Genomic DNA, 13,385 nt, shown 5'->3' with positions numbered 1-13,385 from the left:
GAGCCCTCGCTATCGCGATCGAGCCCTTGAGGCACTCGGGTTCGGGCCCGGCTCCGGAAATCCGCGCGGAGTCGCGATGCCCGACGGCCCGGCGTACTTCTGTAGCCGTGGCTCAGAACGGCGGGTCGTCGGGCAGGGGTTGCGGCTCGGGTTGGTCGGGTTTCCAATCCGGTGGTAGTTCTTCGGGTTCGCGCGGGTCGTTGACCCAGGTGCAGAACGGGCTGGTGCTGGGTGTGCCCTTGAACAGGAACAGCATGTCGCGCATGTGATTCCGGAACTTTCGCGAGGCGATTTCCCTTTTGCGCGCTTCCTCCAGACGACGCCGCGCCTCGTTGACGGGTCGCTGCTCGCGGTTGCGCTTGCGCACCTGCGCAATTCGTGCTCTTCGTCGCTTGGCCATGGTCCGCCTGGTGGGTGCCGGAGCCGCACATGCAGGAGCGCGCGCTTGCGGGAACAGGTCAGCTCCGGCGGGACTTGTGCGGTAGGTCTGTCCGGTGGGCGACGTCCAGACGATGGTGCCGTCCGCGAGTTGCTTGTCCTGCCAGCCGCCGAACGTTTTCAACCGATGATGTTGGCGGCAAAGGCATTTCAGGTTACTGGCTACTGTCAGTCCGCCTGCGGCGGGGTTGCTGTGGTTGAAGGGAATGGTGTGGTCGACGTCGCAATGTGTCGCCCGTCGATGACAGCCAGGGAAGCGACACGTCAAATCCCGGCAGCGGATAGCACGCTCGAGCGCGGCCGACGGCTGATACCGTAACGCCGCCGCAGCACTGGTCGCAGGATCCGCCAACCGCAGCCACGCAGCCTCAGCGAGCGCCCGCACCTGCTCGGCGTCGATGACCCCGTAGCCGTCCAGATAACCCGGCCGGTGACTTTGGCCGTTGACGGTCTGCTCGCTGGCCACCACGTTGATGACGACCTGCGCCCCACCCGGGACGCGATCAGGATCGACTCTGCTGGGGCATTCCGATTGTCCGCAGGCGCAACCCAATTGGCGACCCTCGGTCAGCGCCGCCAGGGCGTCGGCGCGACGCTGGTCCAGCGTCCGTGGATCAGCCGGGCACACCTGCGTGGCCAACTGCGACAGCCGCCGATCGAACGCCGTCGCCGCCGTCGCGGCCACGCTGCCATAAATCTCGGCCATCCCGTTGTCGCCGGCGGTAATCCCGATGTAGCGGTCATCTTCAGCCTTGGTGCGGCGCTCACGCACCGCGTCGGGATCGGCGATGCGCACTGCGGCATCGACGGCATTGATGATTCGCTGCCTGGACCACCCGTGCCATTTGCCGATCCGCGCGGCCAGCGACTCGTCCAACTGCGCGATCACCGCGTCGTCGGTGACCAGGTCAGTGCGGCTGATGATCAATCGCACAGTGCGCCAATCGGTTCGCCCCTCGGCGAGCAGCGCCGCCACCCTGGGCAACCGAACATCCAGCGCTTCGGCGTGCGACACCAGATAGCTCGCCGCCATCGGCGACAAATTCATTGCCGCGGCCACCTCGGCGGCGGTCTGCTCGAAGCCGTCGATCGCCGCATAGCCGCGCTCGACTTGGGCCGCTTCGCTCGTCTCGACACGATGCCGCAACAACGCGGCCACCGCCGCCAGCCGCCGGGCCACCAGCATCGACTCCGACCTGTGCGACGACGTCACGGCCTCCACCAGCGCAGCCGGACCCAGATCGCGCATCGCGGCTGGATCGGGAAGCGGTTCGAACATACATTCGATTATGCCACAGGCGGCCGACAAGAGCCCTCGGGTTAGATCTCTGTGGAGCCTTCGATGATGCGGCACACAGTGGCCGATCGACCGCGATGTTCGTCGTCGCGTGCACCCTGCAGCGCGGCAGACAGAGTGCTGCGCAACGCGCTCAGTTCGGCAATGGCGCGGTCGATGTCGCGGATGTGGGCGTCGAGCAGCGTGGTGACCTGTTCGCACGGTGCGGTGCCCTGGCGGTGCAGGTCGAGGATGCTTTTGATCTCCGAGAGCGTGAGCCCCAGCGTCTTGGCGCGGCTGATGAAGCGCAGTATCTCGATGTCGTCGTCGCTGAATTGGCGATAGCCGGCCTCGGTCCGCCCGGCAGCGGGGAGCAGTCCGCTGGCTTCCCAGATTCGGATGGCCTTCGCGGAGACGCCGACGGCCTTGGCGGCAGTGCCGACCGTGTGAGCCACGATGATCTCCTCGCCCCGCGGCAGCTTGCCGCTGCGGCAGGGTTTCAGCGTAGCCGTGTCAGCTCGCAGCAGTCTCTGTCGCCAGGCGCCTTCTTGGGGCAGCAACCCTTGTCGCCGGGCATGGGTCCCTTTGGCGCGTCGTCCTTGCTCATCATGCAGGCCTCTGTCCGGAAATGACCATGCCAACCGGGGAGCCAGCCCGTCGCAGCACCGGAAATGAAGACGGCCGCGGCAACAATGGCACCCGCAGCAGCGATTCCGGCCCATGTCAGAGCGCGGCGAAGCCTAGTGGGCTTCCCTGGCGCAGACTCCGGTTCGCTTGTGGGCTCGGCAGTTTCAGTCATTGCCTCACCCTAGAGATTGCCCCAGGGGCAAGGTCAAGGTTCGGGTCCCCGCCGTTACCCGCCTGCCGGCGTAGTGGTGGTGGTTGTCGGCGTGCTGCTCGCGGTTGTAGGCGTGCTGCTCGAGCCTGGCGCGTTGTTGCATGCCGAGCGGAGGACCGTGCTGCCGGGACTTTGGTTCTGGGCGTTCTGCTCGGCCTCCTGCTCCGTGGCGCCGCTATCACCGAAATACTGGTCCCCGTTCTTCACGACCGCGCCGCAGTCGGGGTACTTGAAGGTGATCAACACGTTGCAGGCAGCGTTGTCTTGGTGGCAATCGGAGGTCGCATGCGTGTTGGCCTGGTACTCGTTCGGCATGTTCGTCGCCACTCCCACCGACTTCCCGTCCGGCGAGACGGCGATGGCGCCCCAGGATTCGTCGTCGGCGTGTGCAGTGGGAACCACGGCAACGGCAAACGCGGCGATCGCTGCGCCGCCTGCCGCGAAGACGGCAATGCGCGTACGAGAACTGGCTCCAATCATGGTGTTCCTTTCGCTCTTGCAGGCTGGTCTTGCATGGTTCGTGTCGAAATTTGGCTGGGGCCCGACGGTCGGAATGACGACCGCTTCGTAGCGCCCCGCAACACCCCCTCCCGGTTTGAAGGGTCAGGACGCAGGCTAACTCCGACAAGATCGCGCCAGAGCCGTTTTCCGAAAAACTTCCGTCAGGTGAGCCCCTGCGGACCAGGTAAATTCGGCTGTTATGAGTGGTGGTGGCGAGGAACTGAGAGTCGATCCGGGCGTGCTGCGCGGCGCTGCTGGTGATTTTCGTGGTGCGGCGTCCGATATCGCCGGTTTGGGCGTCGATGTTCCGCTGGGCGACGCGGCTGCCGGCATGCCCTCGTTGGCGACGGGAACTGCCTGCCGCTCAGCGCAAACCAGCATGGCCGACCAGATGAAGGCGGCCGCCGACGACAGCCGTGAGTTCGCCGGGAGCCTGGACACGGCCGCCGCCGGCTACGAGACCACCGACCGGGCCGCCGAACACAACATCCGGAGCAACCCGCTGGCCAATTAGCGCTACGGCGTGACGAGAATCTTGCAGTGCCGCTCGGGGTCGGCCAGGTCTTCGAATGCCTGACCCACGCCGTTCAGGCCCACCTCCCCGGTAATCAAGGGAGAAACGTCGATGTCGCCCTCGGCGATCGCCCGCAGCGTTTCGGCGAATTCGGTCGGGTCGTAAGCGAAAACGAACTGCACGCTGATCTCTTTGGCAATACCGAAGAATGGATGCACGGTGTCCGGTTCCATGCATACCCCTGCGACCACGATGCGACTGCCCGCCGGCGTCCGGCGCATCGCGTCGTCGATGATCCCCGGCACCCCGACCGCCTCGAACACCACCTTCGGTGCGACCGTGTCGAACGGCGAACCCTGAGCGGGATCGATAGTTTGATGCGCGCCCATGGTCACCGCCAGCTCGCGTCGCTTCGGCGAAAAGTCCGATGCCACAATCGTTTCGATGCCACGCGCCCGCAGCGCGGCAATGATCGCGATGCCGATCGGGCCGCAGCCGAGCACCAACGCCGTCTCGTCGCGCTGGATCGCGGACTTGTTGACCGCATGCAGCCCGACGGCCATCGGCTCGGTCAATGCGGCGTGGCGGTGATCCAGGCCGTTAGGCACCGGCAAGAGCAGCGGCGCCGAGAGCAGCATCCGTTCGGCATAGGCGCCGGCTGCTCGGTCGGTGAAGCCGATCGGCACGACTGCGGTGTCGGATAGCACCACCGGCATCGACGTGACCAGCGTTCCCGGCGGATGCGTATCGGTGTCGGGCCCGGCTTCCAGTACCTCCGCACTGAATTCGTGGCCCATGATGATGTCGCGGCCCAGGTCGGCACCTACACCCGCGCCCATTTGCTCGGTCAACGCCAGCATCTCGTCGCCGTGCGCAGCGAAATGCAGGTCCGAGCCGCAGATTCCGCACGAACGCACACCAACCAGCACCTGGCCCGGCCCGGGCACCGGATCGGGCACGTCGTCGCGAAACACCATGCGGCCGTCGTGCAACACCGCTGCGCGCATCAGCCCTTCTCACTTTCCATCTTGAGCTCGTCGGTGTGCTCGCTGATCGCTTTGACCACCGCCTCACCGGCGCGGCCCAGCAACTGCTCTCGCATGCCGCGCGCCCATTCATGCGATGCTCGCGGCGCTTCGAGTTGTCCCTTGAAATGCGGAATCACCTTGCGCGCGAACAACTCATACGAGTGATAGGTCGCGGCGGGCGATGCCCAGTCGTGTCCGAGCAACAGGAACGTGCCGAAACCGCCGGAGCGGTCAACCAGATCCTCGATGTAGGCGATGCAATCATCAGCCGTGCCGATGCAGCAATTACCTTTGGACGCATAGTCTTCGACGAACTCGTGCGGTGATTGTGCGCCGTCGACCAGGTTGGCCAGCGGCACGAACCCGGCCGCACCGAAGTACTTGGCGAAGTCCTGCAGCCCGTAGGTGCAGTCCTCGATCGCCTGGTCGCGGCTGTCTGCCAGATGCACAATGCCCAGCACCCGCCACCCGGCGCGGTCCGGCTCCTCACGGCCAACCTTCGAAGCCTGATCGCGCACCACTTCCCAGGTGTTCTCCAGCGCCGCATAGCCGCCGGGCACCGACATCGACAACGACAGCAGCGACGTGCCCAGCGCACCGGCGAGCCGCGGGCCCGACGGCGAAATCATTGCCGCCGTGGAGATTTCCGGATACGGCCAGGTGTAAGGACGGATGTGCAACTGCGCGTCGCGCAGCGTGAACCAGTCGGAGTGCCGGTTGATCCGTTCCCCGGGTTCGGCGCGGAACAACGCCAGGATCGCTTCCAAAGACTCCTGCATCATCCGGCGCTGCTCGACCGGGTCGATGCCCATCATGTAGGCATCCGACGGCAGCGCTCCCGGGCCCGTGCCGAACATCACCCGACCGCGGGTCAGATGATCCAACAGCACCCAGCGATCGGCGACCATCAGCGGATGGTGATACGGCAGCGACACCACGCCGGTGCCCAGTCGGATGTGCTTGGTGCGCTCTGCCGCCGCGGCAATGAACACCTCCGGGCAGGCGATCAGTTCGTAGCCACCGGAGTGGTGTTCGCCGAACCAGGCTTCGTCGAACCCCAGCCGATCCAGCGCCACCACCCGGTCCATGTCGTATTCCAGTGCCGCCGTGGGGGATTGGCCGGTCGGGTGAAACGGCGTGATGAAGACCCCGAAGTTCAGCGGGCGGTTCATGACAGCTCCAAACCAGTGAGGAAGTCCAGCAGCACTTCGTTGACCCGGTCGGGTTGTTCCTGCTGCAGCCAGTGCCCTGCGCCCTCGATGATCACCTCGCGGTACGGGCCGGTCACCACCTCCGCGGACCGCTCACGGCGCATGAAGGTCAGCACGGGGTCGTCGGCGCCCGCCACGAACAACGCCGGAACCGAAATCGTCTCCGTAGCCGGATTGGCCAGGATCTCCCAGTTGCGGTCCAGGTTGCGATACCAGTTCAGACCACCGGTGAACCCGGTCCGCGAGAACTCGGCGATGTAATGGTCGAGTTCCTCCGCACTGATCCAGCTCGGCAGGCCGTCGGGTTCGGGCAGCCGCTCGACGAAACCTTCCGGACCCGGCCGGATCATCCGGGCCCCCGCCTCGCGGTCTCCCTTCAGGCTGCTCATCATCCGGCGCATGGTCTTCGCCGGGTCGGCGCCCAGCTCGGCATCGGCGACGCCGGGCTCCTGGAAATAGAGCATGTAGAAGAAGTTGTCCCCGAAGAGCTTGCGGAATGCCTGCGTCGGCGGCACCTGGGCGCGCGGTACGGCCGGGACGCTCATACCCACCACCGCCGCCACCCGGTCCGGGTGCAGCTGCGCCGAGCTCCACGCGACCGGAGCGCCCCAGTCGTGACCGACGAACACCGCTCGCTCGGCGCCGACGTCGTCGAGCAGACCGATCAGATCGGCGGACAGGTCAGCGATGTTGTAGGCGGAAATCTCGTCGGGCCGGCTGGAGCGGCCGTAGCCGCGCTGATCCGGGGCCAGCACGTGATATCCGGCAGCGGCGAGTACAGGAATCTGGTGTCGCCAGGAATAGGCCAGTTCGGGAAATCCGTGGGCCAGCAGCACGACGGGCGCACCGCGGTCGCCCGCTTCAACGGTGTGCAACCGAACACCGTTGGTTTCGATGATGCGCTCGGTCGACGGGACGGTATCAGGCACGTGTTCACCAAAGCACACGCTCAGCCTGGCCGGAAGGGTTCGGCCAGCCCCCCGCCGGGAACCTTAGTTCGTTGCTATAGCGGTAACCTGGGATATTCCAGCTGCGTGTATCGGGGAAGGACCTGGCCGACCACGGCCGATGATTGATGAACCGGAAAAACGTAATCCGCACACTGACGGCGATCGCCGTCGTGTTGCTGCTCGGCTGGTCGTTCTTCTATTTCAGTGACGACACCCGCGGATACAAGCCCGTCGACACCTCAGTGGCGGTGGCCCAGATCAAGGCCGACAACGTCAAGAGCGCCCAGATCGACGACCGCGAGCAACAGCTGCGCCTGACCTTGAAAAGCGGAAACAGCGAGACCGACGGATCCGACAAGGTCATCACCAAATACCCCAGCGGCTACGCCGTCCCGCTGTTCGACGCGCTGAGCGGCAAGAACACCCAGATCAGCACCGTGGTCAACCAGGGCAACATCCTGGGCTCGCTGCTGATCTACGTGCTGCCCCTGCTGCTGCTGGTTGGGCTCTTCGTGATGTTTTCCCGCATGCAGGGCGGCGCCCGGATGGGCTTCGGGTTCGGCAAGTCACGGGCCAAGCAGCTCTCCAAGGACATGCCCAAGACCACGTTCGCCGACGTCGCCGGCGTCGACGAGGCGGTCGAGGAGCTCTACGAGATCAAGGACTTCCTGCAGAACCCGGCGCGGTATCAGGCGCTGGGCGCCAAGATCCCCAAGGGCGTGCTGCTCTACGGTCCGCCCGGAACCGGTAAGACGCTGCTGGCGCGGGCCGTGGCCGGTGAAGCCGGAGTGCCGTTCTTCACGATCTCGGGCTCGGACTTCGTCGAGATGTTCGTCGGTGTGGGCGCCTCCCGTGTAAGGGATCTGTTCGAGCAGGCCAAACAGAACAGCCCCTGCATCATCTTCGTCGACGAGATCGACGCGGTCGGCCGTCAGCGCGGCGCCGGCCTCGGCGGCGGCCACGACGAGCGCGAGCAGACCCTGAACCAGCTGCTGGTCGAGATGGACGGCTTCGGCGAGCGCGCCGGCGTCATCCTGATCGCGGCCACCAACCGGCCCGACATCCTCGACCCCGCGCTTCTGAGGCCCGGCCGCTTCGACCGGCAGATCCCGGTGTCCAACCCCGATCTGGCCGGCCGTCGGGCCGTCCTGCGGGTGCACTCCAAAGGCAAGCCGATCGGCCCTGACGCCGACCTCGACGGGCTGGCCAAGCGCACCGTCGGCATGACCGGCGCCGACCTGGCCAACGTCATCAACGAGGCCGCGCTGCTGACCGCCCGCGAGAATGGCACCGTCATCACCGCGGCCGCGCTGGAGGAGGCGGTGGACCGGGTGATCGGCGGGCCTCGCCGCAAGGGCCGGATCATCAGCGAGCAGGAAAAGAAGATCACCGCCTACCACGAGGGCGGGCACACGCTGGCGGCCTGGGCGATGCCCGACATCGAACCGATCTACAAGGTGACGATCCTGGCCCGCGGCCGCACCGGCGGGCACGCCGTCGCGGTGCCCGAGGAAGACAAGGGCCTGCGGACCCGCTCGGAGATGATCGCGCAGCTGGTGTTCGCAATGGGCGGCCGCGCCGCCGAGGAGCTGGTGTTCCGCGAGCCGACGACGGGCGCGGTGTCCGACATCGAGAAGGCCACCCAGGTCGCACGCTCGATGGTCACCGAATTCGGGATGAGCTCACGGCTGGGCGCGGTGAAATACGGCACCGAGCACGGCGACCCGTTCCTCGGCCGCACGATGGGCACCCAGCCGGACTACTCGCACGAGGTGGCCCGCGAAATCGACGAGGAGATCCGCAAGCTCATCGAGGCCGCGCACACCGAGGCCTGGGAGATTCTCACCGAATACCGGGACGTGCTCGACACCTTGGCCGGCGAACTGCTGGAGAAGGAGACGCTGCACCGCGCCGAGTTGGAGGCCATCTTCGCCGACGTCGAAAAGCGGCCTCGCCTAACGATGTTCGACGATTTCGGCGGTCGCATCCCGTCGGACAAGCCGCCGATCAAAACCCCCGGCGAGTTGGCCAAGGAGCGCGGCGAGCCCTGGCCTCCGCCGGTGCCCGAGCCCGCGTTCAAAGCCGCGATCGCTAAGGCGACGGCCGAGGCCGCCCAAGCGGAGTCCGAGCGGGCTACCAACGGCGCCAACGGTTCTCACGGTCCGGAGGAGCCGGTTCCGGCCCACCAGCCGACTCAGCCCGATTACGGAGCGCCGGCCGGATGGCGCGCACCCGGTTGGCCGCCGCAGCAGCCGCCCGGCTACTGGTACCCGCCGCCGGGGCCGCAGCCGCAGCATTGGCCGCAGCCGGCATACCCGCGCCAGCAGTATCCGCCTTATCCGCCATACCCGCCGCCCGGTCAACCCGCACCGGAGGCGCCAGATCAGCAGGGCGGCGATCCGAGCAGGTCCAACCCGCCGGCGCGCGGCTGAAACAAACGGAGGCTTCGATGGCGCAGCCGGATTCACGTGTCACGAATCTGCGCAGACCGGTGTTCGACCAGGCCCGTGCCGAGGCGGCGATCCGCGAGTTGCTGTACGCGATCGGCGAGGATCCCGACCGTCACGGCCTGGAGGACACGCCGGCGCGGGTCGCCCGCACGTACCGGGAGATGTTCGCCGGGCTCTACACCGATCCCGACAGCGTGCTGAACACCACGTTCGACGAGCAGCACGACGAGCTGGTGATGGTCAAGGAGATCCCGCTGTACTCGACCTGCGAGCACCACCTGGTGTCCTTCCACGGTGTAGCGCACGTGGGCTATATCCCCGGAGACGACGGCCGCGTGACCGGCTTGTCGAAGATCGCCCGGCTGGTCGATCTCTACGCCAAGCGCCCGCAGGTGCAGGAACGGCTCACCGCCCAGATCGCCGATGCGCTGATGCGCAAGCTCGATCCGCGCGGGGTCATCGTCGTGATCGAGGCCGAACACCTGTGCATGGCGATGCGGGGTGTCCGCAAGCCGGGCGCCGTGACCACCACGTCGGCGGTGCGAGGTCTGTTCAAGACCAGCCAGGCATCTCGAGCCGAGGCGCTCGAACTGATCCTTCGCAAGTGAGCACAACACGCATCCAGGTCATGGGAGTGGTGAACGTCACCGACGACTCGTTCTCGGATGGCGGGCGCTACCGCAACGCCGACCGCGCCGTCGAGCACGGCCTGGCGCTGGCGGCCGAGGGCGCGACCATCATCGACGTCGGCGGGGAGTCCACCCGCCCCGGCGCCACAAGGGTCGACCCACACGTCGAAACCGCCCGTGTGGTGCCCGTCGTCAAAGACCTTGCCGCAGAGGGCGTTACGGTCAGCATCGACACCATGCACGCCGGTGTTGCGCAGGCGGCATTGGAAAACGGTGCCCAGATCGTCAACGACGTGTCCGGCGGCCGCGCCGACCCCGGCATGGCGCCACTGCTGGCCGAGGCCGATGTGCCGTGGGTGCTGATGCACTGGCGCTCGGTCTCGCACCAGGTGCCGCAATACCGTGACGTGGTGGCCGACGTCCGCGCCGAACTGCTGGCCGGCGTCGATGCTGCTGTGCGTGCCGGCGTCGACCCGTCGAGGCTGATCATCGATCCCGGACTCGGATTCGCCAAGACAGGACAACACAATTGGGCGCTGCTGCACGCGCTGCCCCGGCTGGTCGACACCGGTGTGCCCGTGCTGGTGGGGGCGTCGCGCAAGCGGTTCCTCGGCACGCTGCTGGCCGATTCCGACGGCGCGCCCAGGCCACCCGACGGGCGCGAGACGGCGACCGCGGTGGTATCCGTGCTGGCGGCGCTGAATGGCGCCTGGGGAGTACGCGTGCACGACGTGCGGGCCACCGTCGACGCGCTCAAGGTGCTGGAGGCTTGGACCGATGGCTGACCGGATCGAGTTGCGCGGCTTGACTGTTCGCGGTCGGCACGGAGTCTTCGACCACGAGCGCGCCGAGGGGCAGGACTTCGTCATCGACATCACCGTGTGGATCGACCTGGTCGATGCCGCCGCCAGCGACGACCTGTCCGACACCTATGACTACGGGGTACTGGCCCAGCGGGCGGCCGATATCGTCGCCGGGCCGCCCCGCAACCTGATCGAAACCGTCGCCGGTGAGATCGCCGAGGATGTGATGAAGGACAAGCGAATTCACGCCGTCGAGGTGACCGTGCACAAACCGCAAGCCCCGATCCCGCAGACCTTCGCCGACGTCGCGGTGGTCGCGCGGCGCTCGCGACGCGGTGGCCGCGGATCGGTGATACCCGCGGGAGGCGCCGTATGACTCGTGTCGTCTTGTCGATCGGCTCGAACCTCGGTGACCGGCTGGCCCGGCTGCAGTCGGTGCTCGACCGGCTTGGCCAGGCGGTGCGCGCGGTGTCCCCGGTCTACGAGACGACGGCCTGGGGCGGCGTGGAGCAGGGTCCGTTCCTCAACGCGGTGCTGATCGCCGAGGACCCCGAGCTCGACGGGCAAGGCTGGCTGCGGTGTGCCCAGGAGATGGAGGAGGCCGCCGAGCGGGTGCGCGGCCAGCGCTGGGGCCCGCGCACCCTCGACGTCGACCTGGTCACCTGCTACGACGACGGCACCGAGTTGTTCTCCCGGCACGACGGGCTGACGCTGCCGCACCCGCTGGCTCACCTGCGGGCCTTCGTGATGGTGCCCTGGCTGGCCGTCGATCCCGGCGCGGAGCTGACCGTGGCCGGCCGGCGGCGACCCGTCACCAAGCTGCTGGACGAGCTGGACCCGGCCGACCGCGCCGGTGTCCGGATGACCAACTTGGCGCTTCACCCGCGAGACGTCTGATGGGACCCACCCGCAAACGTGACCTGACGGCCGCGGTGACCGGCGCTGCGGTGGTCGGATACCTGCTGGTGGTGCTGACCTACCGGTGGTTTCCGCCGATCACGGTGTGGACCGGGCTGTCGCTGCTCGCGGTAGCCGTTGCCGAGGCGGGCTGGGCACGCTACGTACGGACCAAGATCAGCGACGGCGAGATCGGCGACGGACCCGGCTGGCTGCACCCGCTCGCGGTGGCCCGCAGCCTGATGGTCGCCAAGGCATCGGCCTGGGTCGGCGCGCTGGTGCTCGGGTGGTGGATCGGGGTGCTGGTGTATCTGCTGCCGCGACGGTCGTGGCTGCGGGTGGCCGGCGAGGACACCGCCGGCACAGCGGTAGCGGCCGTCAGCGCGCTGGCTCTGGTGGTTGCCGCGCTGTGGCTACAACATTGCTGTAGGTCGCCGCTCGACCCGGGCGAGCGCGGTGAGGGCGCCGAGAGTTAATGCAGGTGAGAATCGCCGGAGTGCGGCGACACGCGGAGTGACCTCGGCCCGGTACAGTCGGGCCATGACCGTTCTGTCCCGCGGCGCCCGGGTCCGGCGCGGCGGCCGCAGGCCGGGTTGGCTGCTTTTGACGGCGTTGCTGGTGCTCGCCATTGGGGCCAGTTCCGCGTTGGTTTTCACCAACCGGGTGGAGCTTCTCAAACTCGCGGTGATCCTGGCGCTGTGGGCTGCCGTCGTCGCCGCATTCGTGTCGGTGATCTACCGCCGGCAAAGCGACGTGGACCAGGCGCGGGTTCGCGATCTCAAGCTGGTCTACGACCTGCAATTGGACCGCGAGATCTCGGCGCGGCGCGAATACGAGCTGACGGTGGAGTCGCAGCTGCGCCGCGAGCTGGCGTCGGAGCTGCGGGCCCAGGCCGCCGACGAGGTGGCGGCGCTGCGGGCCGAGCTGTCCGCGCTGCGCACCAATCTCGAGATCCTCTTCGACACCGACCTGAACCAGCGCCCGGCGCTGGAGACCGAGCGCACGACCGTGCGCGGCTACAGCGAGTGGGATCGGGAGAACGAGAGCCCCCGCGACCGGGTCAATCGGGTCGCGTCGGTCCGCGCGGAGGAGCCCCCCAGTCCCAGCGACGACAGCTCGATCATCGACGTGCCGGAGGAACCGCTGGTGCCGCCGCCGGGCTACCAGACCGCCGAGCCGTATCGCGGCTCACCGTGGCGGCAGCCGTCGGCGGATCGCTGGGCGCCGCCGGACCGGCAGCCGCAGAGCGGCGGCTGGGCTCCTCAAGAGCGGAACGACTCCCAGCCCCAGCCACGCCGTCGCTACTACGAGCCGCCTCCGCCACCGGCCGAGCCGCGGTTCGAACCGCCGCCGCCACCGGCTCCAGAACCGCCGCCACCGCCGCAGCCGCAGCCCGCTCCTGCGCCGTCGGCCACCGGTTGGCAGCCCGTCAGCAATTGGGGCGGCACGCCGCCCACCGAGGACGCCGGTGTCCGGGAGCCGACGCTGGCCACGCCGCCGCCCGCCGAGCGACGAGGCCGGCACTCCAGTGCGTCCGAGCCGGGGCCTGGTCAGCCGGCAGAAGCCGAATCAGGTTGGCAGTACGGCGATTTGGGCCGCCGCGCGCGGGCCCGCCACTCCGCGGAAAGCAGCCCGGAGCCAGAGCCGTCGCACGCGGCGCCGGTGATGTCGTCGCCGTCGCAGCCGGCGGCCCGGCACCGCAGCGCCGAGGAGTCGGAGGCCGACGGGCCGCAAACCGGCGGCCAATCGGTCGCCGAACTGCTGGCGCGGCTGCAGGCGACCCCAACCGGGGGCGGCCGGCGGCGACGCCGCGAGGAGTGAGCGTGGCGAACGCCACGTCGCGGTAAAGG

General features: G+C 67.8%; 13 protein-coding genes and 1 pseudogene. 8 read left to right on the top strand and 6 right to left on the bottom strand.

The features are described from left to right. Positions 1 to 112: 112 nt before the first annotated feature. From MFM001_RS19355 to MFM001_RS25245, 3 genes are all read right to left on the bottom strand, one after another. Positions 113 to 1,717: an HNH endonuclease signature motif containing protein gene (locus MFM001_RS19355; protein ID WP_116376887.1), complete on the bottom strand. Its 1,605-nt coding sequence runs from the start codon at positions 1,715 to 1,717 to the stop codon at positions 113 to 115. A gap of 41 nt (positions 1,718 to 1,758) precedes the next feature. Then, positions 1,759 to 2,169: a heavy metal-responsive transcriptional regulator gene (locus MFM001_RS19350; RefSeq protein ID WP_116376939.1), complete on the bottom strand. Its 411-nt coding sequence runs from the start codon at positions 2,167 to 2,169 to the stop codon at positions 1,759 to 1,761. Between the two features lie 398 nt (positions 2,170 to 2,567). Beyond that, positions 2,568 to 2,867, bottom strand: coding sequence for a DUF4189 domain-containing protein (locus MFM001_RS25245; protein ID WP_371685577.1), 300 nt, complete (start codon positions 2,865 to 2,867; stop codon positions 2,568 to 2,570). A 385-nt stretch (positions 2,868 to 3,252) separates the two neighbouring features. On the opposite strand from MFM001_RS25245, the gene MFM001_RS19340 reads away from it, so the two are divergent. Beyond that, positions 3,253 to 3,567, top strand: coding sequence for a type VII secretion target (locus MFM001_RS19340; RefSeq protein WP_116376885.1), 315 nt, complete (start codon positions 3,253 to 3,255; stop codon positions 3,565 to 3,567). Between the two features lie 2 nt (positions 3,568 to 3,569). Here the strand turns inward: MFM001_RS19340 and MFM001_RS19335 are convergent, their stop codons facing one another. From MFM001_RS19335 to MFM001_RS19325, 3 genes are read right to left on the bottom strand one after another with little or no spacing between them, the layout of a single operon-like run. Further along, positions 3,570 to 4,574, bottom strand: coding sequence for a zinc-binding dehydrogenase (locus tag MFM001_RS19335; protein WP_116376884.1), 1,005 nt, complete (start codon positions 4,572 to 4,574; stop codon positions 3,570 to 3,572). Next, complete coding sequence (locus MFM001_RS19330; RefSeq protein WP_116376883.1) at positions 4,574 to 5,767, bottom strand: LLM class flavin-dependent oxidoreductase; 1,194 nt, start codon at positions 5,765 to 5,767, stop codon at positions 4,574 to 4,576. Before MFM001_RS19330 ends, MFM001_RS19335 begins: the two co-directional genes overlap by 1 nt. Next, positions 5,764 to 6,735, bottom strand: coding sequence for an alpha/beta fold hydrolase (locus MFM001_RS19325; RefSeq protein WP_238159286.1), 972 nt, complete (start codon positions 6,733 to 6,735; stop codon positions 5,764 to 5,766). The genes MFM001_RS19330 and MFM001_RS19325 overlap by 4 nt, the downstream gene beginning before the upstream one ends. A gap of 146 nt (positions 6,736 to 6,881) precedes the next feature. On the opposite strand from MFM001_RS19325, the gene ftsH reads away from it, so the two are divergent. From ftsH to MFM001_RS19290, 7 genes and pseudogenes are all read left to right on the top strand, one after another. Further along, positions 6,882 to 9,188: an ATP-dependent zinc metalloprotease FtsH gene (gene ftsH / locus MFM001_RS19320; RefSeq protein WP_116376881.1), complete on the top strand. Its 2,307-nt coding sequence runs from the start codon at positions 6,882 to 6,884 to the stop codon at positions 9,186 to 9,188. 17 nt (positions 9,189 to 9,205) lie between these two features. Then, positions 9,206 to 9,814 (top strand): GTP cyclohydrolase I FolE, encoded by a 609-nt coding sequence (folE, locus tag MFM001_RS19315; RefSeq protein ID WP_116376880.1) that lies wholly within the window; start codon positions 9,206 to 9,208, stop codon positions 9,812 to 9,814. Between the two features lie 20 nt (positions 9,815 to 9,834). Further along, a pseudogene (folP, locus tag MFM001_RS19310) lies at positions 9,835 to 10,639 on the top strand (dihydropteroate synthase); the annotation flags it as partial. Next, the gene (gene folB, locus MFM001_RS19305; RefSeq protein WP_371685576.1) at positions 10,631 to 11,014 is read left to right on the top strand and encodes a dihydroneopterin aldolase; all 384 of its coding nucleotides are present in this window, start codon (positions 10,631 to 10,633) and stop codon (positions 11,012 to 11,014) included. The pseudogene folP and the gene folB, both read left to right, overlap by 9 nt. Continuing rightward, positions 11,011 to 11,535: a 2-amino-4-hydroxy-6-hydroxymethyldihydropteridine diphosphokinase gene (folK, locus tag MFM001_RS19300; RefSeq protein WP_116376878.1), complete on the top strand. Its 525-nt coding sequence runs from the start codon at positions 11,011 to 11,013 to the stop codon at positions 11,533 to 11,535. The genes folB and folK overlap by 4 nt, the downstream gene beginning before the upstream one ends. Continuing rightward, the gene (locus tag MFM001_RS19295; protein ID WP_116376877.1) at positions 11,535 to 12,011 is read left to right on the top strand and encodes a DUF3180 domain-containing protein; all 477 of its coding nucleotides are present in this window, start codon (positions 11,535 to 11,537) and stop codon (positions 12,009 to 12,011) included. The genes folK and MFM001_RS19295 overlap by 1 nt, the downstream gene beginning before the upstream one ends. Positions 12,012 to 12,075: 64 nt before the next feature. Next, entirely contained in the window at positions 12,076 to 13,356 is a 1,281-nt protein-coding gene (locus MFM001_RS19290) for a DUF6779 domain-containing protein (protein WP_192886994.1), read from the top strand. Positions 13,357 to 13,385 lie beyond the last annotated feature (29 nt).

The sequence above is a fragment of the Mycobacterium sp. MFM001 genome, from assembly GCF_003402475.1.
Classification (GTDB): Bacteria; Actinomycetota; Actinomycetes; order Mycobacteriales; family Mycobacteriaceae; genus Mycobacterium.
Note: the sequence above shows the minus strand (reverse complement) of the source record. Positions and strands in the feature narration are given on the sequence as shown.

Coding starts and splice junctions, on each gene's coding strand:
- MFM001_RS19355 (WP_116376887.1), bottom strand. CDS start 1,717: ATGTTCGAACCGCTTCCCGATCCAGCCGCGATGCGCGATCTGGGTCCG.
- MFM001_RS25245 (WP_371685577.1), bottom strand. CDS start 2,867: ATGCCGAACGAGTACCAGGCCAACACGCATGCGACCTCCGATTGCCAC.
- MFM001_RS19340 (WP_116376885.1), top strand. CDS start 3,253: ATGAGTGGTGGTGGCGAGGAACTGAGAGTCGATCCGGGCGTGCTGCGC.
- MFM001_RS19335 (WP_116376884.1), bottom strand. CDS start 4,574: ATGCGCGCAGCGGTGTTGCACGACGGCCGCATGGTGTTTCGCGACGAC.
- MFM001_RS19330 (WP_116376883.1), bottom strand. CDS start 5,767: ATGAACCGCCCGCTGAACTTCGGGGTCTTCATCACGCCGTTTCACCCG.
- ftsH (WP_116376881.1), top strand. CDS start 6,882: ATGAACCGGAAAAACGTAATCCGCACACTGACGGCGATCGCCGTCGTG.
- folE (WP_116376880.1), top strand. CDS start 9,206: ATGGCGCAGCCGGATTCACGTGTCACGAATCTGCGCAGACCGGTGTTC.
- folK (WP_116376878.1), top strand. CDS start 11,011: ATGACTCGTGTCGTCTTGTCGATCGGCTCGAACCTCGGTGACCGGCTG.
- MFM001_RS19295 (WP_116376877.1), top strand. CDS start 11,535: ATGGGACCCACCCGCAAACGTGACCTGACGGCCGCGGTGACCGGCGCT.
- MFM001_RS19290 (WP_192886994.1), top strand. CDS start 12,076: ATGACCGTTCTGTCCCGCGGCGCCCGGGTCCGGCGCGGCGGCCGCAGG.